The sequence below is a fragment of the Pseudomonas sp. G.S.17 genome (assembly GCF_038096165.1).
In the GTDB taxonomy this organism is placed as follows: domain Bacteria; phylum Pseudomonadota; class Gammaproteobacteria; order Pseudomonadales; family Pseudomonadaceae; genus Aquipseudomonas.
Genome location: NZ_CP151076.1, coordinates 1,533,530 through 1,547,896 on the forward strand (window position 1 = coordinate 1,533,530; position 14,367 = coordinate 1,547,896).

The window sequence follows — 14,367 nt, forward strand, 5'->3', positions numbered from 1 at the left end:
CGTGTATGTCAGGTCAAGAAGTCCAGGGGATGCTGATCCGGCTTGAAGCCACGACGGCGCAGCTTCGCCAAGAAATGGACAAGGCCGACGCATCGGTTACCAAGGCGACCGGGCGGATTGACAGCCAGCTCAGCAAAGTCGACTCGGCTTTCGACCGCGTAGGGAAGAGCGCGCAAACCGCATCAAACGTGCTCAAGGGCGCTTTCGCATTGGCGGTAGGTGGTGCTGGCGCCGGCGCTCTGCTGGCACAGGCTGAAGCCTACACAACCGTTGCCAACCGGCTGAAGCTGGTGACGTCGAGCAGCGCGGAATTCACAGCGGCTCAGAATGCCGTATTCGCTATCGCGCAGAAGTCCGGACAGCCACTTGGCGCCACCGCTGAACTGTATCAGCGGATCGCCCAGAACCAGGACGCGCTGAAGCTGAGCGGGAAGGGCGTTGCCGGTATCGTTGAAACCATCAGCAAAACGATGGTGATCAGCGGCGCTTCTGCCGAGTCTGCGAACGCGGCACTGATTCAGCTTGGCCAGGCATTTGCCTCTGGCACGTTGCGCGGTGAAGAGCTGAACTCGGTAATGGAGCAGGCCCCCGCGCTCAGCCAGGCAATTGCCAAAGGCATGGGCGTATCTGTGGGCGCTCTCCGGGCTCTCGGCGCCGAAGGCAAGCTGACTGCTGACTCTGTCGTGAAGGCTTTGCAGGCTCAGCAGGGAGCCGTCGATGCGCTGTTCGGCAAAATGCAGAGCACCGTCGGGACTGCACTGACCCGTATTCAAACCTCCTTCACCAAGATCATTGGCGAGGCTGATGCGTTCAGCGGCACCACTTCCTCGATGGCCGACTCGATCAACAACGTGTCGAAGGCGTTGAACGCCATAAATGTTCCTGCCGCAATGGCCGCCCTTGAGGAGCACGGTAGAACACTGGCCGAGATCCTCGGGGTTGTCCTGATCGCCGCGCTGGGTCGGGTTGCGGCTGGTTTTGCCGAGGCTGGCGTCAAAGCTGCCGGGAACATCGTCACATGGGTACAGCTGACCGCTGTCACTCGCGCCGCTGCCGCAGCCAAGATCGAAGAAACGGCCGCCTCAGCCTCGCTTTCTGCCGCCCACGTGGCCGAGGCCGCAGGTAATGTTGCTGTCGCACGCGCCACGGAAGAAGGCACGATAGCGAAGCTGCGTCTGCTTCAAGGCCAGCGCGATCAGTTGGCATACACTGCCGCGCTTTCTGTCGGTACCGCCGAACAGGCGATGTACACGAAAGCGCTGGCGGCGACCGATCTGGAGCTTGCAGCGGCAAAACGTGCCGCTCAGGTTTCGTCGGTCCAGCTGGGCACGGCGCTCAACGTCGAATCGGCTGCGATGGCCAAGGACACTGCGGCAACTCAGGCAGCCACGGCCGCAAAAGCGGAGTTCGCCGCGATTTCTTCCACTGCTGGCCGCGCCGGTGGCGCTTTGCTTGGAATGCTGGGCGGTCCGGTTGGGCTGCTCTTTACTGTGGCCGCGCTTGGTGCCAGCTACCTGGCGCTGAGCAGCCACACCGATACAGCCACCAATGCGTTGATTGACCAGAACGCCACCGTTGACCAGTCGATCCAGAAGTTCAACGAATTGGGCGCGTCGCAGCGTCGGTTCCAATCCATCAAGTGGGCAGAGGAGCAAATCACCGCCACCGAGTCGGCCGGCGCCTCGCTCAGAAAATATTCCGCAGATGGCGCTGAAGCCTTCCTGCAGATCGGTTATGACGCCAATGGGTATCGAGCCAAGTTCGGCGAGATGATCGAAGAGGTGCGCAAGGGTCAGCGCACCCTGGACAGCGTCACCGAGTGGGCAAGGAAAGATGCCGGCCTGACTGACGACAAGATCAAGAAACTTGCTGAATCGTCGAGCGCCTACGAAGAAACGTCCAAGAAGGCTGGCGACCTCGGGAAGATATTGGCCACCGTCAACACAGCCAACGTCGCCGCCACTTCCAGCACCGAACGGCTTACAGTCGCGCAGCAAGCCTCAGGCCAAAGCGATGCCAGCAAAGCCGCCTGGGATAAATACATTGAGCAGCTTACCAAGACCCGCGATTTGCTCGGCGCGAACGCTGCCGCTGAAGCCGCTTACACCGCTGCCAAGATGGGGGCCACGCCTGCCCAAGCCGCCCAGGCAAAACTGATTGCCGACCAAACCGACACGCTGAAGAAATATCAGGAAGCGATCAAGGAAGGTAACAAGGTCGAGCAGGCATCGCTCAAGCTCAAGCTGGTCGCCTTGTACGCCGCTGAAGATGCGACAGCACAGACCGCTGCCGCGCAGAAAACATCGCTCGACGAGGCCGCAAAGGCAACCGAAAACAGCGCGACCCGGCAGGTTGCGGCGCTGCAACGGATTATTGACCAAACCGTGCGGGTTGCGACCGGCACTGATATGCCGCGTCAGAACCTGTCTGGTTATGGCTTGCTCACCAACGGCGGCACCGCTCCCACGCCGCCAGCGGCGCCGGTAGTGACCAAAGCATCGCCTGTTGATCGTGCGACCGCCGCCATCGCGCAGCTAGACGCAACCACTGAAGCGAACAAGCGCGTGGACAAAGCCGCAAATTCTGCGGCGACGGCCCTGAAGAACCAGGCCAAAGCGCTCGACGACCTGCTGGCCAAGTCTGGTATCTCGACCAAGTCTGCCAATGAAATGGCAGCTGCATATCTGTCCGGCGCTGATAACGTTCGTGCGATCACCATTCAGCAGCAGATCGAAGAGGAATTGCTTAAAACGGGTGCTGGCGCTCGCGACAAAGTCACCGCCGCGGTGAACGCGCTGCACGATGCCGAGGACCGCCGCGACGTTTCAAAAAACATCAAGGAACTGAAGGCTGAAGTCGACGGGATCCTGAAACAGGCGACCGCTACGCTCCAGGGCAAGGATGCGCTTGAGGCCTACAACATCGAGAAATCGGTGACCGTGGCGCTGGCAGGCAAGAACATTGCGGTGGGCAGCGAAGAGTACAAGCAGCTGGTGGCCACCACCAAGGCCCAGCTGGATGCAAACAAGGCGCTTGAACAGACTGGCCAGGTCGAAGGGATTGTCGACCGCCTGAGCCCGCAGACCAAACTTCTGAAGGATTTCACCGCCGAACAGGATGCGCTCAACGCCGCCATTGCTCGCTACCCGGCGAACGCTGCGCTTTATCAGGATGCACTGGCCAAGCTCGGCAACGAGTACCAGGTCAACCAGAGCAAGGCGACGATCTGGGGCCAGATGACCGAAGGCGCAGTGGATCGCATCGACAGTGTGTTTGCTGATGCCTGGGCAAATATCGGCGATGGTGCAGGGGATTTGCTGGACAAGCTGGAAAAGGGTTTTAAACAGACCCTTGGCGAAATTGCTCACATGCTCACCACCAAGCCGCTGCTGGCGTCGATCAGCAACTGGCTGACCGGCACGGATAACGGGCAGGGCTTGTCCTCGGTTTGGGGCAAATTGCTCGGGACTGTTGGCGGTTCGTCTGGCTCTAGCGGTTCTGGCGGGCTGGGCTCAATGGCCGACCTGGGCAAAAACCTGTATTCGGTCTGGAACGCCATTACCGGCGCCGGGGCAGATGTTGCGGCCGGCTGGGCAAGCGGCGGCGCGAGTGGCGCGGCCTCGGCCGGGGTCAATTACTACACTGGTCAGATCAGCCAATTAACTGGAATCGTGAAGGGTGGCGTCAACACCCTTATCCAAACCGTGACTGGCGCGACTGCCGCTCAGACGGCGGCGATAATTGGAGCCGAGGGAATAACAACCGCCTCGCTTGCAGGCGCGGTAGCCGAGGGCGCCACAGCGCTTGGCGCCCAGTTCACTACCGGCGTGGCTACCACTACGGCGGCCACCTATGCGGCGGCCGAGGCGGGTGCAGCAGCAACGGCGGCCAGCTTAAGCGGACAAGCTGCGTCAGCCCTGAGCAGTGCGGCAGCCATGTGGCCACTCGCCGTCATCATGGGCATGTATCAGAGTGGCAAGCTATACGACGCTGGCGTCCGTCCGGATGCTGGCGAGGTTCGCGACAGCGCTGGCGGCACCGCCCTGGGCAACATCGCCATGACGCCCGGCGTCCTTCAGGCAGGTTTTCTGGAGAGTGTTGATAAAGTCCTCGGTAAGGTTGTTGGCGGTAAATGGGCAGCCATCCTTAGCGGCTCGACATTCCACCAGATGGTATGGACTGCTGTCGGTAGCAAGCTATTCGGCACTGGCTACCAGACCAAAGACACCGGGATTCAACTCGGCGTTGAGAATGGAGAATTCGACGCCAAGAAATATACCAAGCAGAAGAAAAAGGGCGGATTGATCTCGGGCAGCAGTAAAACCCGTTTTCTCATCGACGACCTTGATGACGAAACCCTTGGAACGCTTGGGTCAAAGTACAACGATGTTGTCTTAAGTGCTGGCGGCCTGTTCACTGCCCTGGGCGTCAAGCTGAACGAGTCGGTACTCGACGGCCTGAACATGGCGTCACGCAACATCAGCACCAAAGACGCAACGCCCGAGTGGATTCAGGAGCAGCTCGACTTCTTCTTTGCCCAACTGGGTGACGCTGCTGTCGTATCGATCTCCAAAGCCACCGACGCGGGCCTGAGCGGTTACAGCTACGTTGGCTTGCAGGCGTTCGTGAAAAACCTGCAGGACGTGAACAGCATCCTCGGTCACCTCGATGTCGGACTGTACGACATGAGCGTTTCCGGCGGCTTCATGGCTGAGCAATTGTCGCTGTGGGCTGGCGGCATCGAGGCTCTGAATACGGCGGGCGCGGCTTACTACGACGCCTTCTTTACCGATACAGAGAAGACCAACAATGCGCTTTCGGATGTGCGTAACGCATTCGGCGCGCTCAGCATTGCTCTGCCTGATAGCCGCGATGGCTTCCGGGATATGGTGTCCGGCATCGACAAGACGACCGAATCCGGCCGTCAAATGATGCTGACCATGTTCAACATGAGTAGCGCTGCTGATGCTGCCTACAAGATCATTGAGGCCAGGCAGGACACGTACTTCAGCGGGTTCTACAGCGAATCGGAGAACGCTGCTCGCTCGCTGGCTGGCATCACCCAGGAATTCAAAGACGTGAGCGTGGCCCTTCCGGAAACTCGGGCGGGGTTCCGTGAAATGGTTGAAGCGGCGAAAAAAGATTCATCAGCGGCCGGTAAGGCGCTATACGAAACGCTGATGAGCCTCAATGGCGAAGCGGCCAGTGCCTACGACATCCTTGAAACCAAGGCAAAAAGCGCGGCCGAGGCGACGAAGACCTTGGCCGATACTTTGGCCGGCAATGTCACTTCCGCGCTGAGTGCCGTGCAGCGGGCCGTATCCGCCGAGCAGAACGCGCTGACCACTGCCTACAACGCGCGGGCCGCATCGCTCAATGACATGCTGCAAACCGCCCAGTCACGCGTCTCTGATCTGACCTCGGTCAGTGACTCGCTCGAATCCGCTCTCAAGTCCTTGAATGGCACTTCAGCTGATGCTGTGAAAATGATGCGTGCGCAAGCGCTGGCCACATTGCAAAGCGCCCTCGCGACAGTTCGTGCGGGTGGTTCGCTGGCGGGAATTACCGGGCTGGACGATGCGCTCGACGTGGTCAATGCCAACACCACTAACCTGTATTCGTCCATGGACGACTTCGCGCGGGACCAGGGCCGAACGGCCAACGTTGTGGCGGAGCTGAGCGCTGTGAATGGTGTGCAACTCACCACCGAGCAGCAACTCCTGAAGACGGTGACCGCGCAAATATCTGACGCCAAGCTTGAATATGACGCCGAGATGGCGCGGATCGATGCGCAACTCGATCTCGCTCAAGCGCAGGTCGACAAGCTCAACGGGATCGACACGTCAGTGCTGTCGGTCAAGGACGCCATCGCAGGGTTGGGCGCTGCTATTGCTGCGGCCATGGCGGCCACTGCTTCGGCCGCTGGCGCTGCCTCGGGCTATACCGGCAGCGGCGGCGCGCCAAGTGCTTCCGATCTGAACTCTGTCTACAACAGCGTGCTTGGGCGTGACGTCGATCCTACTGGCGCCGCGTATTGGGCTGGCCAACTGGGCAGCGGGGCGGTTACTCCTGCCGGACTGGCTGCGGCTATCAAAGCGGATGCCGCGAAAAACGGCGAGATCCCGGCTTACGCAACCGGCGGGATGATCTCCGGACCTGGCACCGGAACCAGCGACAGCATTCTGGCTCGCCTGTCGGCGGGCGAGTTCGTGATGAATGCCGCCGCTGTTCGCGCTTATGGCCCAGGCCTCCTGGCTCAGATGAACGCTCTGCAATTGCCGAGCTTTGCCGCCGGCGGCGCGCCTGAGCTTCGATATGAAAGCCCGACCCCTTACAGCACGTCGAAATCTTCTTCCTCGGATGAGGAGGGCGGCAGCCGTGAGGAAATATTGGCTGCCCTGAACGCCCTGACCGATGAGGTAAAGGAACAACGGGCCTACCTGCGTCAAACCACCCTCAACACGGGCCGCGCCGATACCCACCTCGACGCCATCCGGACCGTTGGCATCAAAGTTCTGGAGTCGTAAATGGACGTTATTGATCAGGTGGATATCACCCCGGCGATGCTGGTGACAAACGTCCCACTGACTGAGCCTGGCGCGGTGGACTGGGTTGCAGGGAGTTACGCGCTGGGCGTGAAAACCATCAGGAACCGGCACGTGTGGGAGTCGCTTGCGGCTGCCAACACGGCCATACCTGGGGCAGAAACGACGACGCCGCTGAAATGGCTCGACCTTGGCGCGATCAATGCGATGCGGATGTTCGACAAGGGCGCGGCCGTGCTGAAGGGAGAGGCTGGCGCCCAGCAGCGCGTTTACAAAATCGGGACCACGACCACCAACCCGACAAAGATCGATTTCACGATAACGCCCGGACAGGTTGTCAGTGCCATCGCATTGTTCGGCCTGACTGGCTATCGGGCGACCGTCACCATCACCGACCCTATTGACGGCGTGGTTCGCTCGACAACCATCAGCCTGGTGGATGCCTCGGCCAACGGCATGTGGGAGTGGCTGTTCAAGCCCATTCGCCGGAAAACAACGTTCGCAATTCTGGACCTCCCGGCTTATGGGACGGCCAGCATCCGCGTCGTGATTGATGCAGATGTGGGCGGCGTGGCCAGTTGTTCGATGGCATCTATGGGGCCGCTCACCAATGTGGGCGAGACGATCTTCGGAACCACGACCGGCATCACCGATTACTCCACTCGCGAAATCGACGACTTCGGCAACGAAAGCATGATTGAGCGCGGTTTCCGGGATCGGGTGCAGTTCGATGTTCGCATCGTCACCGACGACGTCTCTTACCAGAAATCATTCCTGAGCCGGCTGCGGGCGAAAGGCGCGGTATTCATCGGCGATCCGGCGCGACAAGAAACAATCATCTTCGGTCGTTACCGCGACCTTCAAATCATTATCAGCAATCCGGCAGTGTCGGAATGCGCCCTTGATGTTGGGAGTCTTATTTGATGGCTACTGTCGGCCCAGTTATTGAACAGCTACCAACGGCACCGAACCGGGGTATGTCCTCGGCCCAATATCCGATCATTGCGGATGCTTGGGCGGCCAAGATCGGCCCGTGGACAACGCAGGTCAACGCCACCACTGTTTGGATGGGGCAAGCGGTCGATCTTACGTATTCGGCCAGGGATGCGGCGGCGGCCAGCGCTGCGGCGGCTTTGGCGTCGGCAGGAGCTTCCTCTGGCGCCATGGGGGCCGCCCAAGCTGCGCGTGACGCAGCCGCCGCGTTTGCAAATTCTGCAGCATTGTCAGCCGCAGCCGCCGGTTCAGCGGCGGGCCTTCCTGCTGTGGCGGGCCATGCTGGGCAAGCATTGGTGGTAAGACAAGACGAGTCAGGTTTCGAACTTGCGGTGCTCGGGCAGGCAATCGGTGACCTTCTGATAACCTCCAGAACGCCTGATGCAAGTTATCTACCAGCGGACGGTAGTGTATTTTCCCAGTCGGCATATCCTCTACTGTTTGGGCAAGTCGGGCTTATTTCTGATTTAACCAGAGCAGTGCGTACTGCTATCACCATGCCTAGTTCGACATATTGGACAGGTATGGCATACGGGGCTGGAAGGTTTGTAGCAATAACTGGTTCTTCTATCCCCACCGCAAATGGTCAGAATGGGCAGGCGACGGCAGTATCGACAGACGGGTTGACTTGGACGGCGGGCGGCTCTCTGCCAATTGGTGCCTACTGGCGCTACGTGCGCTGGTGCAATAATAAGTTTATTGCCACCTACAACCGTAATGGAAGCGGGGTAGGTTCTACTACTTGCGCAGTATCTAGCGACGGCCTTACCTGGACCTCTGTCACCCTTCCAGCCAATCGCCAGTGGAGCGATGTAGCGTTTGGAAATGGCAAGTATGTGATGCTCTGTGCAGTCGATGGTATTACTGACCAATTCGGTACCGGTACGGTGGTTCTCACTTCTACCGATGCGGTAACTTGGACACCAGGTACAATGCCGGTAGCGGCCCACTGGGGGAATATAGTTTTTGGTAACGGCAAGTTTGTTGCAGTAGGGGGTATCAACGGTCTAACCGGCTCTAATGCGGCGGCGGTATCTACCGACGGGATTACTTGGACACCCGTTACCCTCCCGGCTAGCGCCACATGGTCCTTAGAGTATGGGCTTGGTATTTTCGTAATTACAGCCCCCGGCATCAATAGAACCTTATTTTCCAAAGATGGGATTAATTGGTCTATCGCCAGGACGGTCACAGGTGCCGAGTTCGGAGGGGGAAAGATAGTGGCAGGTCAGTCGTCGTTTTTGATTACTGGCGGCGGGGTAGGCGCCCCTACTAGTGTCACATATTGTTCGGCAAATGGGGCAATATGGTACCCGGCTGGGATACTTAACTCATCAGCGGATTGGCAGGTCAGTGCGTCTAACGGGAACAGAATATGTTCGGTTGCAAGAAACTTAAACGGCACCGATTATACTAACGTAGCAAGTAGCCTGCTGGAGTTCTTCTTTGATAGAACAACTCAGTTTGCAACTCCGACAGCCCCCGTCAGTTCAGGTGCAGAAGCCTATATTAAAGCCAAGGCGGTAGCATGATTTTATATCAGTGGAACGAAAAAGGTTATTTCTCAGGTCAAGTTGAAATTCTTGACGAGGCTGGGCCTCTGCCACCCAACAGCACACCAATCAAGCCGATGAAGTTAACTGGCAAGCAAGTTGCTCAGTGGTCGGGTGATGGGTGGCTAAAGCTGAGTGAAGTGCACGCCGTAATCCCGGATGCACAGGAGGTGTCAAAGCTCTACGAGACCGCCGTCCAGGCCAAGATGGACGCCGCCGCCATTGCCGCCCGCTACGACAGTATCGCCACGGCTGTGAGCTATGCCGAAGAGCCAGCCGTGCCCAAGTTCCAGAATGACGGCATCGCCTTCCGCTCCTGGCGCTCGAAGGTCTGGGCCTACGCCTATGAGCAGCTTGCCCTCGTGCTGGCCGGCGGCCGTGAGCAGCCAACAGTCGAAGCGTTCCTGCTGGAACTTCCGGTGCTGGAATTGCCCGCATAGTCGTGGTCTTTAATCTTAATGCGTAAGCCTCCGTAGCATTTCGATAAACTCATCTCGATGTTCGATCTGGCGAGCTTTAACATAGTTCAGGGCAGAGATGAAATTAGAGTCCTCGGTAAGACCGACAAGACGTTGGTAGGTAACAATCTGGTGCTCTTCAGTAAGGATATTAGCCGCGAGATATTTTTGCGGATTGTGGCTGAAGTGAGGGCCAGTTGGACGCTTAAGCTTAGTCTTCGAAACTTCTCTCAGGGATACAGGCGCAGTATCATAATCGTCAATCGTTATACCCTTGATATTCAGAAACCTTTTGAATTCATCTCGATCAATCCTCGTCGATAACGGGCCTGCCTTGTTTGTCGAAATCTGCAGCAAGATGGAGCCAACTATGTCTGCATGCCGGAGTTTGACGCGAGCAATTCGGATGAGGCTAGCTTTTCGTGCAGGATGGTCCTCATTCGAGGCTTGGGTAAGGTAAGCGATTGCACTTGGTAACTCGCCTTGGCTCCCGCCGAATTGCGCTAAGAGCAGGTCGAAAAACTTAATCTCTGAGATGAAAGAATTTTCCGTTGTGCTACCCATGCCGGTCTCCTTTGGCACGTTTTCATTAACTACATCACAAATGACAACCTCGGATTCGCAGGGTTCATTGCGAAATATTGCCACTGGTTTAGCGATATCCATCGACTACAAATTTCAGCTATCCCGGCCGCCATTGAGCGGTTTTTTTGTGCCTGGAGAAAAGCATGACAATACCCGTCGGCAAATTCGATGTACGGCCAGACATCCGCTTTATCAGCCGCTGGGATGTTGAGATGCGGCAGGCCATGGGATTTAACGATCTGGTGCACGGACTGATCACCGTGCCGATCACTTTCGTCAGTGATCTTGCATCGATCCGCATCCTTCGGGAAATCTGCCGGTGGTGTGCGGTCACGGCGCTGACTGGCGGCACGCTGGTTGATTCGTATCTGTGGATTCGTGCAGCGCTGATCATCATCGCGGTCGTTGCGCTGGCGATCTACGGCTTGCTGGTCGGCTACGGCATGCGCGCTTCGATTCTGCATGACTGGCTGTACACCTTCGGGCCGCTCAGCCGCAGGGAGTGCGACGACATCTATTACCGCGCATTGACCACTGGTGACGGTACGGCTCGCTGGCGGGCACTGATTTTCTTCCTCGGTGTTCGGCTTGGTGGCCACTGGAGCTATACCAAGACCCCGACAAGTCCGGGCGCGTCTTCGCTCAGCGACTGACGGCTGCGTGCATCTACTCAACCAGGTGGAAATTCTTACCATTGCGCGGATTGGGCGTCATGCCTCGGACGTTTTCGCCCCGCATTGGCGGATGCCCAGGGATGAGCATCAATCCTTCAGCTTCCAGGGCGAACACGATTGCCTGCTTGGTTACATCTCGCAGCAGCCTCGTTCCGGTTTCGAATTGACTAATGGCTAGCACTGACGCGCCGGACCTAAAAGCGAGCGCCTCTTGAGACCATCCAAGGATGCCTCTGGCTTGGGAGCACTGCTCTGCAGTCATGGTCTGCGGCTGGCTGAGGATGAAGTCGATGAACTCCTGATCCTTGTCAGCGTTTTTGTCGTCGCGTGCTCGCTTAAGATCGATGACGTTGGTCATAATTTGCTCATTGTGCTGGATGGATATACAGGCATCGTAACCCAGATTCGAGGGTAAGCAATGTCCGCCCGTCACAGATCACTCACAGGCCCGCCGCGCGCGGGCTTCTTTTTGTTTGGAGAAACGCATGCCTGTTACAGAAAAAGACCGAGACGTGTTGGCCCGCACACTTTGGGCGGAGGCGCGCGGCGAAGGTTTGGCCGGGCAGATCGCCGTAGCCTGGACCATCCGCAATCGCGTAGACATGGATATTCATAACGACGGCCAGCCTGATTGGTGGGGCGAGGGCTACACCGGGGTCTGCTTGAAGCCCTGGCAGTTCAGCTGCTGGAACAAGAACGACCCGAACTTTCCGTTCCTCAGTGGGGCAAGGCCGATTCCGTCCCGCGAGTTCGCGCAGGCGCGCATCGCCGCTGACCATGTGGTCGATGGCAAGCAACCAGACCCCACCGGCGGGGCGACTCACTACTACGCAACGACGATGCCGAAGCCGCCAGCCTGGAGCATTGCCGCGAAGCAAACGCTCCGGCTGGGGCATCATATTTTTTTCAGCGAGGTGAAGTAAGACACTGCACTTTAAGCGACGAGTCATCGCGAGGTCGGACCATCAGCGTCAGCTACCTAACACTTCGACTGAACAGGATTCTACGGTAACCAGAGTGCGCTCAGTTGGATGAAGCATGACCTTCACTTTTTATAGGATTTATAGGATTCGAGAACTTCTTGAAGATATTTCATCTTGTTCATGAGCCCCATTAAGTCAGCACCAAATTGATACGGCAGATCGTGTGTCACGATGGTCAGCCCAGTACTGTGCTTAAACGCGATTGCTACTACCTCCTCTCCTTTGAGATTTACGTAACCGGCATATGCGACCGGATTCATTATGGTCACGTATTTTTTCTGCGTAGTCCCATATGTGTCGAAAAATCCAGCAGCGGCAGCAGTTGTGCCATTTACAACTTCAATCGGCTCACCAGAATCATTGGATCTGATCGCTGCATCTAACACCAGATGGGATTTTTTAGTCTCTCGCGCGGACCACGACCGCGCGTAGAGCATGAAAAATACCAACAAAGCTACGATAATCAAAATTACTAAAAACATTGCCCAATCCTTATGATTTCAATCCAATTCGGTAACCGCAACCCTAAGATCTCTAGCAGGCTAATCGACCATGCATCAGGCGCCAAGTTCCGCCCCCCCCCCTAGCGGTTTCGCTCCTAGCGAACTAGCTTGACGATCTTCGTAACTATAGGACGCTAATGGCTAGCAATACCGGGATCATCAAGCATGAGAACGGCGGCAATCCTTATTCGCCAGGAGTTATTGCTGACGGCGTTCGTCGGGCGTTGGCCTGAGTGCGAAGAAATCCCATCCGCCAGCGGCGGTTGGATACCTCATCCGATGGAGGATGTTGTCCGTCCACCAATGGTGTTTGGGGTGTCCAGCAATCTTTGGAGACCCGGCCTGCAATGCAGGTTGGATGGGTAGCCGGATTGATTCCTCCCCAATACGCAACCGTAAGCGATTGATTTTATTGGAGCGCCAAGCAACAAAAAAGGCCGGGGTTTAATCGGCCTTTTCGAGCTTAATTATTTGATTTACATGGGAAATTTAGCATTGAGTGCGGCATCCCAGGCTTTGATTCCGTAAAGGTGCAACTTGTTGATTTCATCAGCCACGAGCTTGCCCCTTTGGAACGGTGCGAGAAAAAACGGTGACGGATTATGCCATGGACCAGCGGGTTCGGCTGCGACAGGTTGACGTGTTTATTGCAACTTGTCGCCGAAACGCTTGCAATTTGCCTCCGGGAAGAGGCCGCGCGCAGTGTAGGCAGTGTAGGCAGTGGATATTGCAGTTGTGTGATGTGGGTCGTGTCCGGCTTCGCGCCATCTCAAATATCGCGTCAACCCGTAGGACCGGCTGTAGGACCTACGGACGATCGATAAGCCTTGTTGACTTAGCGGGTAATAAAATCGCGAATCCGCTCTGCGGCTTCAATGCACTCGGCCAGCGGCGCTACCAGCGCCATACGCACGCGACCGGCGCCTGGGTTGAAACCGTCCACTTCCCGCGACAGATAGGAACCCGGCACCACAGTCACATGTTGCTCGACGAACAGGTCGCGGCAGAATACGGCGTCATCGGTGCCGACATTCGGCCACAGATAGAAGCCGCCGTCCGGACGCTGGACGTCCATGACCGGCGCGAGGATTGCCAGCACGGCGTCGAATTTCTCCCGATACAGCGCGCGATTGGCACGCACGTGTTCTTCGTCATTCCAGGCGGCGATGCTTGCCAGTTGCGTTTGCACCGGCATCGCGCAGCCGTGGTAAGTGCGGTACAGCAGGAAAGCCTTGAGGATTTCCGCATCACCGGCAACAAAGCCGGAACGCAGGCCCGGCAGGTTCGAGCGTTTGGACAGGCTATGGAACACCACGCAGCGTTTGAAATCCTGACGACCCAACGCCACGCATGCGCTGAGCAAGCCGGCTGGCGGGGTTTGTTCGTCGAAATACAGCTCGCTATAGCATTCATCGGCGGCGATCACGAAGTCATATTCGTCAGCCAGGGCGATGAGCTTTTTCAGGGTTTCCAGTGGAATCAGCGCGCCGGTGGGGTTGCCGGGTGAGCACAGGAACAGAATCTGGCAGCGTTTCCAGACATCGGCCGAGACTGCGTCGAAATCCGGGTTGAATCCGTTCTCGCTCAGGCACGGCAGGTAGTGCGGCTGCGCACCGGCCAGAAATGCTGCGCCTTCGTAGATCTGATAAAACGGGTTCGGGCTGACCACCAGCGCGTCGTCGCCGCGATTGACCACGGTCTGGGTGAAGGCGAACAGCGCTTCGCGGGTGCCGTTGACCGGCAGCACGTTGCGCGCCGGATCTAGCCAGCCGGCCGGTACGCCGAAACGCCGCTCGCACCAGCCAGCAATGGATTCGCGCAGTGCCGGAATGCCCAACGTGCTCGGATAAACCGCCATCTGGTCCAGATTGTCGGCCAGTGCCTTGGCGACGAATTCCGGCGAACGATGTTTGGGTTCGCCGATGGACAGCGCGACCGGGAGCTTTTCCGGGTTGGGCGTCACGCTGCCAAGCAGCGCGCGCAGCTTCTCGAACGGGTAAGGCTGCAGCAGTTGCATCGCGTTATTCATTGGTTTGGTCTCAAGAGCAGGGCGCGCGGGTCGGTGAGCGCCAT

General features: G+C 57.7%; 10 protein-coding genes and 1 pseudogene. 7 read left to right on the forward strand and 4 right to left on the reverse strand.

Annotated elements, in window-relative coordinates; genetic code table 11:
- The first annotated feature begins 5 nt into the window (after positions 1 to 5).
- Genes AABC73_RS07050 through AABC73_RS07065 form a run of 4 tightly spaced genes read left to right on the forward strand, consistent with a single transcriptional unit; the run spans position 6 to position 9,531 of the window.
- Complete coding sequence (locus AABC73_RS07050; protein WP_341523003.1) at positions 6 to 6,527, forward strand: tape measure protein; 6,522 nt, start codon at positions 6 to 8, stop codon at positions 6,525 to 6,527.
- Positions 6,528 to 7,469, forward strand: coding sequence for a hypothetical protein (locus AABC73_RS07055; RefSeq protein WP_341523004.1), 942 nt, complete (start codon positions 6,528 to 6,530; stop codon positions 7,467 to 7,469).
- Positions 7,469 to 9,070, forward strand: a complete 1,602-nt coding sequence (locus AABC73_RS07060) for a hypothetical protein (RefSeq protein ID WP_341523005.1) — start codon at positions 7,469 to 7,471, stop codon at positions 9,068 to 9,070. The genes AABC73_RS07055 and AABC73_RS07060 overlap by 1 nt, the downstream gene beginning before the upstream one ends.
- Positions 9,067 to 9,531: a hypothetical protein gene (locus AABC73_RS07065; protein ID WP_341523006.1), complete on the forward strand. Its 465-nt coding sequence runs from the start codon at positions 9,067 to 9,069 to the stop codon at positions 9,529 to 9,531. Before AABC73_RS07060 ends, AABC73_RS07065 begins: the two co-directional genes overlap by 4 nt.
- A 15-nt stretch (positions 9,532 to 9,546) precedes the next feature.
- Here AABC73_RS07065 and AABC73_RS07070 read toward each other — a convergent pair whose 3' ends face one another.
- Complete coding sequence (locus AABC73_RS07070) at positions 9,547 to 10,215, reverse strand: hypothetical protein (protein ID WP_341523007.1); 669 nt, start codon at positions 10,213 to 10,215, stop codon at positions 9,547 to 9,549.
- Between the two features lie 62 nt (positions 10,216 to 10,277).
- On the opposite strand from AABC73_RS07070, the gene AABC73_RS07075 reads away from it, so the two are divergent.
- A complete protein-coding gene (locus AABC73_RS07075; RefSeq protein WP_341523008.1) occupies positions 10,278 to 10,787 on the forward strand; it encodes a DUF1353 domain-containing protein in 510 nt (169 codons plus the stop codon).
- Between the two features lie 13 nt (positions 10,788 to 10,800).
- On the opposite strand, the gene AABC73_RS07080 is transcribed toward AABC73_RS07075, so the two are convergent.
- Complete coding sequence (locus AABC73_RS07080) at positions 10,801 to 11,166, reverse strand: helix-turn-helix transcriptional regulator (protein WP_341523009.1); 366 nt, start codon at positions 11,164 to 11,166, stop codon at positions 10,801 to 10,803.
- Between the two features lie 127 nt (positions 11,167 to 11,293).
- Between AABC73_RS07080 and AABC73_RS07085 the strand changes: the two genes are divergently transcribed.
- Positions 11,294 to 11,731, forward strand: coding sequence for a cell wall hydrolase (locus AABC73_RS07085; protein ID WP_341523010.1), 438 nt, complete (start codon positions 11,294 to 11,296; stop codon positions 11,729 to 11,731).
- 122 nt (positions 11,732 to 11,853) lie between these two features.
- Here the strand turns inward: AABC73_RS07085 and AABC73_RS07090 are convergent, their stop codons facing one another.
- Positions 11,854 to 12,273 (reverse strand): hypothetical protein, encoded by a 420-nt coding sequence (locus AABC73_RS07090; RefSeq protein WP_341523011.1) that lies wholly within the window; start codon positions 12,271 to 12,273, stop codon positions 11,854 to 11,856.
- A 173-nt stretch (positions 12,274 to 12,446) separates the two neighbouring features.
- Here AABC73_RS07090 and AABC73_RS07095 point away from each other — a divergent pair.
- Positions 12,447 to 12,527 (forward strand): annotated as a pseudogene (locus tag AABC73_RS07095) (structural protein P5); the annotation flags it as partial.
- 602 nt (positions 12,528 to 13,129) lie between these two features.
- On the opposite strand, the gene dapC reads toward AABC73_RS07095, so the two are convergent.
- Positions 13,130 to 14,323 carry a succinyldiaminopimelate transaminase gene (gene dapC, locus AABC73_RS07100; protein ID WP_341523012.1) on the reverse strand — a complete coding sequence of 398 codons (1,194 nt, stop codon included), beginning with the start codon at positions 14,321 to 14,323 and terminating at the stop codon, positions 13,130 to 13,132.
- Positions 14,324 to 14,367 lie beyond the last annotated feature (44 nt).

What these genes read in the sequence shown, in the direction of transcription:
- AABC73_RS07050 (WP_341523003.1), top strand. Translation starts at nt 6, where the DNA reads ATGTCAGGTCAAGAAGTCCAGGGGATGCTGATCCGGCTTGAAGCCACG.
- AABC73_RS07055 (WP_341523004.1), top strand. Translation starts at nt 6,528, where the DNA reads ATGGACGTTATTGATCAGGTGGATATCACCCCGGCGATGCTGGTGACA.
- AABC73_RS07060 (WP_341523005.1), top strand. Translation starts at nt 7,469, where the DNA reads ATGGCTACTGTCGGCCCAGTTATTGAACAGCTACCAACGGCACCGAAC.
- AABC73_RS07065 (WP_341523006.1), top strand. Translation starts at nt 9,067, where the DNA reads ATGATTTTATATCAGTGGAACGAAAAAGGTTATTTCTCAGGTCAAGTT.
- AABC73_RS07070 (WP_341523007.1), bottom strand. Translation starts at nt 10,215, where the DNA reads ATGGATATCGCTAAACCAGTGGCAATATTTCGCAATGAACCCTGCGAA.
- AABC73_RS07075 (WP_341523008.1), top strand. Translation starts at nt 10,278, where the DNA reads ATGACAATACCCGTCGGCAAATTCGATGTACGGCCAGACATCCGCTTT.
- AABC73_RS07080 (WP_341523009.1), bottom strand. Translation starts at nt 11,166, where the DNA reads ATGACCAACGTCATCGATCTTAAGCGAGCACGCGACGACAAAAACGCT.
- AABC73_RS07085 (WP_341523010.1), top strand. Translation starts at nt 11,294, where the DNA reads ATGCCTGTTACAGAAAAAGACCGAGACGTGTTGGCCCGCACACTTTGG.
- AABC73_RS07090 (WP_341523011.1), bottom strand. Translation starts at nt 12,273, where the DNA reads ATGTTTTTAGTAATTTTGATTATCGTAGCTTTGTTGGTATTTTTCATG.
- dapC (WP_341523012.1), bottom strand. Translation starts at nt 14,323, where the DNA reads ATGAATAACGCGATGCAACTGCTGCAGCCTTACCCGTTCGAGAAGCTG.